Origin of the sequence: Candidatus Rhodobacter oscarellae, from assembly GCF_001078595.1 — a bacterium.
GTDB classification, from domain to species: Bacteria; Pseudomonadota; Alphaproteobacteria; order Rhodobacterales; family Rhodobacteraceae; genus Rhodobacter_B; species Rhodobacter_B oscarellae.
The window spans coordinates 782424-793361 of record NZ_LFTY01000002.1; the positions used below are offsets into that span (position 1 = coordinate 782424).

Annotated in this window: 10 protein-coding genes; 4 read left to right on the forward strand and 6 right to left on the reverse strand. The window is 65.7% G+C overall.

Translation table 11 applies throughout. The features are described 5' to 3' along the window. Nucleotides 1-62: 62 nt before the first annotated feature. The 4 genes from AIOL_RS08765 to AIOL_RS08780 all read right to left on the reverse strand — a co-directional run bounded on the left by AIOL_RS08765 (nt 63) and on the right by AIOL_RS08780 (nt 5112). Nucleotides 63-614 (reverse strand): sarcosine oxidase subunit gamma, encoded by a 552-nt coding sequence (locus AIOL_RS08765; protein ID WP_049642631.1) that lies wholly within the window; start codon nt 612-614, stop codon nt 63-65. Continuing rightward, nucleotides 607-3504: a sarcosine oxidase subunit alpha family protein gene (locus tag AIOL_RS08770; RefSeq protein WP_049642632.1), complete on the reverse strand. Its 2898-nt coding sequence runs from the start codon at nt 3502-3504 to the stop codon at nt 607-609. Before AIOL_RS08770 ends, AIOL_RS08765 begins: the two co-directional genes overlap by 8 nt. Continuing rightward, nucleotides 3501-3785, reverse strand: coding sequence for a sarcosine oxidase subunit delta (locus tag AIOL_RS08775; RefSeq protein WP_049642633.1), 285 nt, complete (start codon nt 3783-3785; stop codon nt 3501-3503). Before AIOL_RS08775 ends, AIOL_RS08770 begins: the two co-directional genes overlap by 4 nt. Nucleotides 3786-3861: 76 nt before the next feature. Beyond that, nucleotides 3862-5112, reverse strand: a complete 1251-nt coding sequence (locus AIOL_RS08780; protein ID WP_049645346.1) for a sarcosine oxidase subunit beta family protein — start codon at nt 5110-5112, stop codon at nt 3862-3864. An 85-nt stretch (nt 5113-5197) separates the two neighbouring features. Here AIOL_RS08780 and AIOL_RS08785 point away from each other — a divergent pair, with 85 nt between their 5' ends. Then, nucleotides 5198-6139: a GlxA family transcriptional regulator gene (locus AIOL_RS08785; protein WP_049642634.1), complete on the forward strand. Its 942-nt coding sequence runs from the start codon at nt 5198-5200 to the stop codon at nt 6137-6139. Nucleotides 6140-6211: 72 nt separating this feature from the next. On the opposite strand, the gene AIOL_RS08790 is transcribed toward AIOL_RS08785, so the two are convergent. Both AIOL_RS08790 and AIOL_RS08795 read right to left on the reverse strand, forming a co-directional pair. Continuing rightward, nucleotides 6212-6865: a pyridoxamine 5'-phosphate oxidase family protein gene (locus tag AIOL_RS08790; protein ID WP_049642635.1), complete on the reverse strand. Its 654-nt coding sequence runs from the start codon at nt 6863-6865 to the stop codon at nt 6212-6214. A gap of 97 nt (nt 6866-6962) precedes the next feature. After that, nucleotides 6963-7625 (reverse strand): GntR family transcriptional regulator, encoded by a 663-nt coding sequence (locus AIOL_RS08795; protein ID WP_235438943.1) that lies wholly within the window; start codon nt 7623-7625, stop codon nt 6963-6965. A gap of 191 nt (nt 7626-7816) precedes the next feature. Between AIOL_RS08795 and AIOL_RS08800 the strand changes: the two genes are divergently transcribed. The 3 genes from AIOL_RS08800 to AIOL_RS08810 all read left to right on the forward strand — a co-directional run bounded on the left by AIOL_RS08800 (nt 7817) and on the right by AIOL_RS08810 (nt 10918). Next, the gene (locus AIOL_RS08800) at nt 7817-8830 is read left to right on the forward strand and encodes a TRAP transporter substrate-binding protein (RefSeq protein ID WP_049642637.1); all 1014 of its coding nucleotides are present in this window, start codon (nt 7817-7819) and stop codon (nt 8828-8830) included. A gap of 161 nt (nt 8831-8991) precedes the next feature. After that, nucleotides 8992-10158 (forward strand): mandelate racemase/muconate lactonizing enzyme family protein, encoded by a 1167-nt coding sequence (locus AIOL_RS08805; protein WP_049642638.1) that lies wholly within the window; start codon nt 8992-8994, stop codon nt 10156-10158. A 55-nt stretch (nt 10159-10213) separates the two neighbouring features. Beyond that, nucleotides 10214-10918, forward strand: coding sequence for a hypothetical protein (locus tag AIOL_RS08810; RefSeq protein WP_152912435.1), 705 nt, complete (start codon nt 10214-10216; stop codon nt 10916-10918). Nucleotides 10919-10938: the final 20 nt, after the last annotated feature.

The window sequence follows — 10938 nt, forward strand, 5'->3', positions numbered from 1 at the left end:
CCCAGTTGGCAATTTTGGTACAGTCGCACGAAGCGGGCGAGCGTGGCGAATTCAAGGCGCGCTTAGGTTGCGTACTGGACCGAGGTTGTGAATGCGTGCAGGAACGACTGAGCCGAGGAGCTGGCGGATAGCAGCAGGAACCGGTCCTCGGCCTCGCGGCAGATTACGGCGCCCATATGCTCCATCACCGTGCGCTGGGCGGCGTTGATGGCGAAGCGGTCGGGATGCATATCCAGCGGGCAGAGCCGCTCCAGCGCGTCCCGCACGGTCGGGCCCTCAATGGACAGCGCGACCCAGGCGTCGGTTTGGTTGGTGGTGTAACAGGCGCCCTTGAGCTTGGCCTGCACCGCGGGCTCGGCGAGCGGAGCGTCATCGGCAAAGACCAGCATCGCCTGATCGGGCGAGAGCCGTATCAGGCGGTGCCGCTTATCCGCCGTCGAAAGGCCGACCTCTGGCAGATCCAGCTTATAGGCCTGCTTTATGGCCTTTCGTCCGACGTCCTCGCCGCCGCGGGGCAGGGCGATGGACACCAGAGCCAGCTCGGCCCGCTCCCACAGGCGGATCCCGCCGCGCGTCTCATCAAAGCCGTTCAGGGGAGAGATCGCATCAAGCACGCTGCCGCACTCCTTCGGGGTCAATATGGTGGGCCGAGGTCACGACCACCTTGGTGTCCTTGCCGCGCACCGGATCATAGGCGCGCAGGGTCTCGCCCATGCGCGCTTTGCCGTTCTTCAGGAACCCAAGCCCGATGGAATGCCCCAGCTCGGGAGAGTAGGCCACCGAGGTCATCCAGCCCTGGTCGTTGAACATATCGGGCGCGGTTTCGCCCGCGTTGATGAAATGCGCGCCCGCGTCGAGTTTGGCCGCCTTATCAACGGGATGGAACCCCACCAGCCGCAGGTCGTCGTCGCGGTTCATCTCCTCGCGCTCGCTCAGCTTGGAGCCGATCGAGTCCTTTTTCTTCGAGACCATCCCGCCCAGGTTCAGCTGCTGCGCCGTGGTCTGCCCTGTCAACTCGTTGCCCGCGAAATGCCCCTTCTCGATGCGCATCACGCCCAGGGCCTCGGTGCCATAGGGCACCACGCCGAATTCCTCGCCCGCCTCCATCAGCTTGCGCATCAGCGCGTCGCCATAGCGGGCGGGCACGGCGATCTCAAAGGCCATCTCGCCGCTAAAGCTGATCCGGAAGAGCCGCGCGGGCGTGCCAAAGGCGGTGCATTCGCCGCAGGCCATGAAGGGGAAGGCCTCGTTCGAGATGTCGATATCCACGACCTTCTGCAGCAGGGCCCGCGCGTTCGGCCCGGCCACGGCGAATTGCGCCCAGGCGTCCGTGGTCGAGATCAGATGCACGTCCAGGTCCGGCCACAGGCATTGCCGCGCGAACTCCATGTTCCGGAACACCAGCACCGCATTGGCGGTGGTCGTGGTCATCACAAAATGCGTCTCGGACAGCCGCGCGGTGGTGCCGTCGTCGTAACAGATCCCGTCCTCGCGCAGCATCAACCCATAGCGGACCTTGCCCACGGGCAGCTTGGCGAAGCCGTTGGCGTAGATTTTGTTCAGGAATTCAGCGGCATCGCGCCCCTGGATGTCGATCTTGCCCAGAGTGGTCACGTCGCAGATGCCCACCGAGGCGCGGGTGGCGATGACCTCGCGATCCACGCTGTCGCGCCAGCCCTGCTCGCCTGGTTGCTTGAACCATTGCGCGCGCAGCCAGGCGCCGACCTCGACGAAATCCGCGCCGTTCTCTTGCGCCCAGGCGTGGCTGGGGGTCTGGCGCGTGGGGCGGAAATCCTTGCCGCGGGCCCGACCGGCGAAGGCGCCGATGGGCACCGGGGTATAGGGCGGGCGGAAGATGGTCGTGCCGGTCTCGGGGATCGACTTCCTGGAGGCCTTGGCCAGCACCGCCAGCCCCAACACATTCGCCGTCTTGCCCTGGTCGGTGGCCATGCCCAGCGTGGTGTAGCGTTTCAGGTGCTCGACCGAGCGGAAGCCTTCCTGCTGGGACTGCTTGATGTCCTTGGTGGTGACGTCGTTTTGCAGGTCGACCCAGGCGCGTCCTGGGGCGTCGACCTGCCAGAAGGCTTTGATTTCAAAGCCTTCGTCGCTGCCTTTCGGCGCGTCGGCCTTGGCTGGCTTAAGCCCGAGATCCTCAAGGGCCGTGACCGCCGCGCGGTCGCCGCCTCTCAATGCAGCGCCGAGGGTCATCTCGCCATTCGCAGCGCCCGCCACGGACATGCCGGGCGGCAGGTCGGGGCCGGGCACGAAACCGGCGATGTCCTCGCGCCAGGTCGGTCGCCCGCGCTGGTGGCAGGTCAGATGCACATTCGGTGACCAGCCGCCGGAGACCGCGAGGCAATCTGCCTCAATCGTGCGGCCCTGGCCATCGGTGAGGCTCTTCAGGCCCTTCCGGCCGTTCGTCGCCGTGACCATCTCGCCGTGGCGGGTGTCGATTATCCCTGTGACCTCAACGCCTTGCGCCTTCAGCGCCTCGACCGTGGACTTGCCGTCATCATTGTTGGTGAAGACTGCAACGCGCTGGCCGGGCGTCACGCCGTAGCGGTTCACATAGGTCCGCACCGCGCCCGCGAGCATCACGCCGGGGCGGTCATTCGCGGGGAAGGCAATGGAGCGCTCGGTGGCGCCCGCACAGAGGATCGCGCGTTTCGAATAGACCCGCCACAGCACCTGGCGCGGCTTGCCGCCGCTGCTGGCGAGGTGGTCGGTGCGCCGCTCCAAAGCGCCGTAGATGCCGTGATCGAACGCGCCGTACACCGTCGTGCGGGTCATGGCGCGCACGTTCGGCATGGCTTGCAGCTCGGCCCAGGCGGAGGCGGCCCAGGCATGCCCCGGCTGGCCATCCACCTCGTAGGTCTCTGAGTTCAAGCGCCCGCCGGGCAAGAAATCCTCATCCATTATAAGCACTTGCGCCCCGGACCGTGCCGCGGCAAGCGCCGCCGACAGCCCCGCGGGCCCGGCACCGATCACCAGCACGTCGCAATGCAGAAACCCGTGGTCATAGACATCCGGGTCCGGCTCCATGCTTAGCCTGCCCAGACCGGCGGCGGAGCGGATGAAGGGCTCGTAGACCTTCTCCCAGAACGCCTTGGGCCACATGAAGGTTTTGTAGTAAAAACCAGCACTTAGGAAGGGCGAGAGCAGGTCGTTGGCGGCCAGAAGGTCGAACTCCAAAGAGCCGCGATGGTTCTGCGAAGTCGCCGCAAGCCCGTCAAAAAGCTCGGCCATCGTGGCGCGCGTATTGGGCTCCTGCGCGGCACCCCGGCGCAGCTGCACCAGGGCGTTGGGCTCCTCTGATCCGGCGCTGAAGATCCCCCGCGGGCGGTGGTATTTGAACGAGCGTGCAATTAGTCGCTGCCCATTGGCCAGCATCGCCGAGGCCAGGGTATCGCCCTGGAAACCAACCATATTCTTGCCGTTGAACGAGAAGTTCAGCCGGTGGGAGCGGTCGATCAGACCGCCCTTAAGGCGATTGTCCTGGCTCATCGCGACCTCCCCTCGGCAAGGGCCACTTCGCGGGCCATCTCGACCCGCGTGATCTCATGGGTCAGCGTGTTGCGCGTCACCACCAGCCAGGAGCGGTCGCCCTGCTCGTGATACCACAGCTCGCGATGCGCGCCCGCGGGGTTGTCGCGCAGATAGGTGAAGTCGTGCATCTCGTCGAGGCTGGCCTCCATGCCGTCGGGGCGGTGGATCAGGCTGGCGTCGCCGAGATAGGTGAACTCGGCGGCATCGCGCGGCCCCAGAAGCGGGTGGTTGATGATCATCCCAATTCCCCCGAAAGGACTTGCCAGTAAAAGGTCGGTATTGCGTCGGTATCGCGTCGGTGCATCTGCGCGGTCCTCAATGCAGGTTCGGCTGGGCGCCCTGGCCCTTTTCGTCGATCATCGCCCCGCGCCGGAAGCGATCCAGGCGGAAATACTGCGCCGTCTCTTGCGGCGCGCCCCGGGCCAGCAGATGCGCGTAGCAATAGCCGCTGGCGGGCGTCGCCTTGAACCCGCCATAGCACCAGCCCGCGTTCACAAAGAGCCCGTCGATATGGGTGCGGTCGATAAAGGGTGAGCCGTCCATCGACATATCCATCACCCCGCCCCACATCCGCAGCAGCCGCGCGCGGCCTATCATTGGCATGATCGCCATGCCTCCCTCGCAGACATCCTCGACCACCGGCAGGTTGCCGCGCTGGGCATAGGTGTTGTAGCCGTCGATATCGCCGCCGAAGACCAGCCCGCCCTTGTCGGACTGGCTGACATAGAAATGCCCCGCGCCAAAGGTGATCACGCCGGGCAGGGTGGGCTTGAGGCCCTCAGAGACGAAGGCCTGCAAGACGTGGCTCTCAATCGGCAGGCGCATCCCCGCCAGGGCGGCGACGCGGCCGGCATTGCCCGCGGCACACATCGCGACCTTCGTGGCGCGGATCGGCCCGCGCGAGGTCTGCACGCCGCGCACCACGCCGTCCTCGACATCGATGCCCGTGACCTCGCAGTTCTGCAGGATGTCCACGCCCCGGCTATCCGCGCCGCGCGCATAGCCCCAGGCCACCGCGTCATGGCGCACCGTGCCGCCGCGCTTCTGACGCAGCGCGCCGCGGATCGGAAACCGCGCGTTGTCGTAGTCCAGGAAGGGGCACAACTCGCGGATCTCTTCCGGGCCCAGTAGGTCGCTATCCGCACCAGACAGCCGCATCGCATTGGCCCGCCGCGCGAAGGCGTCCCGCTGAGGGTCGGAATGGATCAGGTTCAGGATCGAGCGCTGGCTGACCATCGCGTTGTAGTTAAAGTCCTGCTCCAGATCCTCCCAGAGCTTCAGGCTGAGCTCGTAGAAGGGCTGGTTGCCCGGCAGCAGGTAGTTCGATCGGATGATCGTGGTGTTGCGGCCAATATTGCCGGAGCCGATCCAGCCCTTCTCGACCACGGCGACATTGGTGACGCCGAACTCCTTGGCCAGGTAATAGGCCGTCGCCAGCCCGTGCCCGCCGCCACCGATGATGATCACGTCATATTCGGATTTCGGCTCGGGCTCGCGCCAGACGGGCTTCCAGCCCTTATTGCCGGTCAGGCCCTGCCAGAAGATTTGAAAGGCGTTATATCCCATGGGCGACCCTTTGGTGCAGCTTAGGCCCAGGATGCCGGGGCGGCGGAGTTGCCGCTTTCCCAAAACGGACGTATAGATTTCAAATATGGACGGAACTGGTTCAAATTCGACCCGAATTGGTGTGCTGGCGCTGCCGGGCTTTGCGCTGATGTCCTATGCCAGTACGGTGGAGCCGTTTCGCGCCGCCAACCTACTGAGCCGCCGCAGGCTCTATGAGGTCTTGCAGATTGGGGGCGCCGCCAGCTCTGGCGGGATGCAAGGGGCGGCCGACCATGCGGTCGGCGATCCTCTGGATGTGGACGTTCTGTTCGTTGTGGCGGGCGGTGATCCCATGGCCGTCGAGGACCCGGCGCTGTTTGCCTGGCTGCGGCGCCTGGCCCGGCAGGGCGTGCTGCTGGGCGGGGTCTCGGGCGGGCCGGCGGTGCTGGCCCGCGCCGGGCTGATGCAGGGGCGGCGCATGACCGTGCATTGGGAGCACGCCGCGGCGCTGGCCGAGATGGACCCGCGGCTGTTGATCGAGCGCTCGCTCTATGTGATCGACCGCGACCGGGTGACCTGCGCGGGCGGCACCGCGCCGCTGGACCTGATGCACGCGCTGATCGCGCGCGACCATGGCGCGGTCTTCGCGCGGCTGGTCAGCGACTGGTTCCTGCACACCGACATCCGGCCTTCTGGCGGGCCGCAGCGCGCCGGGCTGGTCGAGCGCGTGGGGACCACCGCCGCGCCGGTGCTGGACGCGGTCGAGGCGATGGAGAACCACGTGGCGGACCCGCTGGTGCTGGACGACCTGGCGGCGTTGGCCGGGGTCTCGGCGCGGCAGCTCACGCGGCTCTTTCGTGATCGGCTTGGCGCCAGCCCGATGGCCTATTACCGCGACCTGCGCCTGGATGTGGCCGAGCGGCTCTTGGTCGGCTCGGCGATGCCGCTGACCGAGATCGCCCTGGCGGTGGGGTTCGCGAATTCCTCGCATTTCTCAAAGAGCTACGCCGCCCGAAACGGTCGCCCGCCCAGCCGCGCGCGGCGCTAGCGGGTGCCCGGATTGCTTGCGATCCGTCCGCTGCGCGAAACAGCAATGCGGCGGGTTACGATTTCCGGGACCCTAATACATGCTGCGCTTATAGCCCGCCTCCAGGGCCTCATCGAGCTGCTGCATCACCTTTGGGTCCTGGGGCGTCTCGCCGACCTGGTCATGCAACATCCGTATCAGCGAGGGCATCTCGGCGCGGTCCACATGCGCCGTCGCGTCCCAAAGCCGCGAGCGACGGAGCGCCTTGGCGCAGTGCAGATAGACCTCTTGCACGCGCACCACGATGACTGCGAGGGCGGGGCGGTCGTTCATCGCCGTCAAAGCGCAAAGCTCGGGGTCGCGGCTGATCTGGGCGGTGCCGTTGATGCGCAGGGTCTCGTCATAGCCGGGCACCAGAAACAGCAGCCCGACCGCGGGCTGCGCCAGGATGTTTGCCAGCGTGTCCAGGCGGTTGTTGCCGGGCCGGTCGGGGATCAGCAGCGTCCGGTCATCCAGCACGGTGACAAAGCCGTTCGGGTCGCCGCGCGGGCTGACATCCGCCGCGCCATCGGCGGATTGCGTGCCGATGCACAGGAAGGGCGCGCGGGCCAGGAACGCCCGTGCATGCGGGTCCAGGTGGTCCAGGCATTTGCGGGCGGCCAGATCATGGGTCGGCGGGAAGTGGTCTCGCAGATCAGATTCGTCACTGATAATGAACTCGGGTCGAACGGGTGTAGTCGCTTGCATGTTGCGCGTCTCCGTGCTGGTCAATTGCCGCAAGCCTACGGGGCCGGCGGGCCGGTCTCAACCGCGGGTTTGGTTTTCTTTCATTCCTGAGGCGCGCTTACTCGGCGGCGGCTTTCGTGCCGCGCTGCGACTGGAAGTTGCGCTCGAGATGCTCGTGGATGCGCTGGCGAACGCCGGGCTCGTCGCGGCTCAGCGCGGCGTCCAGGATCGCCTGGTGCTGGCGGACATTCTCTGGCACCGCGCCGAACTGCAGGTCCGAGATGATCAGCTGCTGGCGGAACTGGTGGTAGATTAGCGAATGCGTCCGCTTGAGCGCCTCCGAGGCGCAGGCCGCGATCAAAGTCTGGTGAAACTCAAGCTCGGCGTCGCTCCAGAGCGGGACAAGGCCGCCCGGGTCGGGCTCGTCGCGGATGCGGGTCTCGATATGGCTGAGCTTGTGATGCGCGGCGGAAAGCTGCGCCTCCCAGGCCACGCCGCCCATGCGCACCGACAGGCAGGCGCCTTCGCTTTCCAGCAGGATCCGCAGATGCGTCAGCTCGTGCAGCCGCTCCCGGTTCAGATGCGGCATCCGAAAGCCGCGCTGGTCCAGCGCATCGACGATGCCCTCGGTAGAGAGCCGAAACAGCACCTCGCGCAGGGTGGAGGCCGAGCAGCCGAACTCGTCGCGCAGCAGATCCGGGCGCAGCCGCTGGCCCGGTTCGAAATGCCCGCAGGTCAGCCGCTCGCGCAGCGCGGTCATAATGTCGTGGTTTTGTGCCAAGCCCATCCCCGTTGATGTCGACCAAGGGTAGCGGAATTTCATCAAAATGCAATAATTTCGAAATTTTTAAGAATTTGATAATTTTCTTGTGACCGTGTTGGACCCTTGCTACGCTCCAAAGCATTGCGTTTGACCGGTCTAGATAAGTCCGGCGCGCAGCGACACGACAAAGATCTTTTGGGAGGAAAAGTATGAAACTAATGAAAACAGTCGCAATGGCGGCAGGCATCGCGGCCGTCGGCGCCGTTGCGGCCAGCGCTCAGACCAACCTGCGCATCCAGACACACTTCAGCCAAGAGACCCTGTCGGGGCAGCTGGCCGAGAAGTACATCAACGACATCCAAGAGATGTCCAACGGCGAGATCACCGTCGAGATGTTCTATGCCTCCTCGGTTGTGAAGTCGGCAGAGACCTTCGACGCGGCGGCCACGGGCATCCTGGACTGCGACATGACCGGCGGCGCCTACCAGACCGGTAAGAACCCCGCGTTCCAGTTCACCGGCGACCTTCTGGGCGGCTACACCAACCCCTACCAGCAAATGGCCTGGCTGCTGCACGGCGATGGCCGCGCCGCGGTGAACGAGCTTTACAACCAGCACAACATGTCCTTCGTCGGCTGGTGGATCCCTGGTCCTGAATCGCTGACCTCGACCCGCCCGATCCGCGGCGTGGCAGACTTCAAAGACTGGAAGTTCCGCTCGCCTCCGGGCCTTGCGACGCTGGTGTTCGCAAATCTTGGCGCCTCCCCGATCGTGATGGACTTCAACGAGATCTTCACCGCGCTTGAGACCGGCATCATCGACGGCGCCGACGCCGCCAACCTGACCAACAACATCGGTCTGGGCCTCTATGACATCGGCGAGCACACCAACTACCCGGGCTTCCACTCGATGCCGGCTGACCACCTGGCCTGCCGCACCGACGTCTGGGAAGGCATGCCCGCGCATCACCGCAAGATCATGGAAGTGGCAATGGACAGCCTGGCGCTGCACAACGCGACGCTCAACGAGGTGAAGAACAACCAGAACGCGCGCGAGCTGCGCGCCAAGGGCATCAACCTCTACGCTTGGTCGGAAGAAGAGCTGAACAAGTACCGCGCCGCGGTGAAGGCTGGCTGGACCGAGTTCGCCACCACCCCGGAAGCCAAGGCGCTGCTGGACAGCCACATCAGCTTCCTGGTCGGCATGGGCCTGATGTCTGAATAAAGCACTGGCCTACTGAAACGGGCGGCGGCGGTGCCAATGGGTCCGCCGCCGTTTTTGTCTCAGCAAACGGCTTGCGCCTCGCCGCGGATATCTGGCGAGGCGTGCTGCCCGAAGATCGGGGAACCCGATCAGGGCGCGAGGAGCCGCATGACAGGGCACCGATGAAAGTCACCCGCATCACCAGCCATGTGCTGTCCTACGACATGCCCGAGCCTCTGGGCTACTCGCAGCAGTACTACGCCAAGCGCAGCGCGCATCTCGTCGAGGTCGAGACGGACGAGGGCGTGACCGGCTGGGGCGAATGCTTTGGTCCGGGCAATGTGGCGCTGGCCAATAAGGCCATCGTCGAGGGCGTGATCCAGCCCATGGTCCTCGGGCTGGACCCGATGGATCGCGACGTGATCTGGCACAAGGTCTACAACCTTCTGCGAGATCATGGACAGAAGGGCATGCCGCTGCAGTCCCTTTCCGGCGTGGACATCGCGCTTTGGGACATCGCCGGCAAAGCCACCGGCCAGCCGATCGCCAAGCTGATCGGCGGGGCGCATCGCGACAGCGTGGGGGTCTACGGCTATGGCATGATGCTGCGGCCGGAGCCGGTCGAGGACCTGGCCGCGCGTTTCGTGGACGAGGCCGCCGCGATCAAGGCCGCCGGGTTCCAGGCCACCAAGATGAAGATCGGCATGGGCCCGCGCGACGATGTCCGGCTGGCCGAGGCGGTCCGCAGGGGCGTGGGCGAGGGTTTCGACTTTATGGCGGATGCCAACCACGCCTACACCACGTCGGACGCGTTCTATGTCGGGCGCGCGCTGGACGAGCTGGGCTGCTACTGGTTCGAAGAGCCCGTCGCCCCCGAGGATCTCGATGGCTACAAAGAGCTGCGCGCCGGGCTGCGCACCAACATCGCCGGCGGCGAGGCGGAGTTCAACCGCTGGGGCTGGCGCGGGCTGCTAGAGAGCCGCGGGCTGGACATCGCCCAGCCCGAGGTCTGCGCGCTGGGCGGGATCTCGGAATACCTGCGCGTCCTGGCGCTCTGCCACGCGCATTTCACGCCCGTGGTGAACCATGTCTGGGGCTCGGGCATCGCCGTGGCCGCGAACCTGCAGCTTCTGGCGGCCATGCCACCGCTGCCCGGCGGGCTGCATCCGCGCGAGCCCTGGCTGGAATTCGACACCACAGACAACAAGTTCCGTGACAAGCTGCTCCAAGAGCCGCTTAATATCCAGCAACAGGTTCGGACAAGCGGCGGGACGGTCGCAATCCCCATGGGGCCGGGCCTAGGGGTGGCGCCAGATCGCGACGTCATCCAGCGCTACAAGATCGCATGAGCGCGGCATATCCCAAAGCCGCGCCGCGTGAGGGCCGAAGACAGGGAGGAGCGCTGTGAAACAGCGACTGAAGCGATGGACGATCCGGTTGACTGCGGTGGCGTTCGGCTTCGTGGTGGCTGTGAATGCGGCCTTCGCTTTGGTGATCGCAAAGCCGGGCTGGGCCTTCCCGCACTCTGTCAGCGTCAAGGGGCTGTCGATCCACGCGCCCGCTCCGCTGCCAGAGCAGGCCACGCGCCAATGGGCGCGTGCCCTGCTGCAAGGGATGCAGAGCAGCCCGATCCCGCTGACCCAGGACCGGTACGACATCTACGTCACCGGCCCCGGGTGGAGATATACGCTGTTCTTCCTTCCAGTGCGCTTTGCGGGCGGCGTGGTCTACCCGATGAACCGGCGCGCGGTGTTCCTGTCGGGCGCCGACTTTGCGGCGGACCGGCTGATCAAGGGGCAGCGCATGATCGAGCCGCCTCGGACGCTGACCCATTATGGCCGCCATGAGCTTGTGCATCTGGCCCAGATGGAGGCCGCCGGGCGGCTGCGATACCTGATGGCCGAGGCGTGGCTGCGCGAGGGGCTGGCCGATTACATCGCGCTTGGTCCGACCAGCGCGCAGGACGCAAACGCCATCGGCGCCTATCCCAAGGATCACGACAGGTCGGCGCTTCGCGACGCATATGGCGGCTATCCGGAACACCGCGTTCGGGTGACCGAGGCGCTTCAGACAACAGACGCCACGAGCCTTTGGCTTGAGGGCGGATAACAGAAATAATTAGGGAGGGG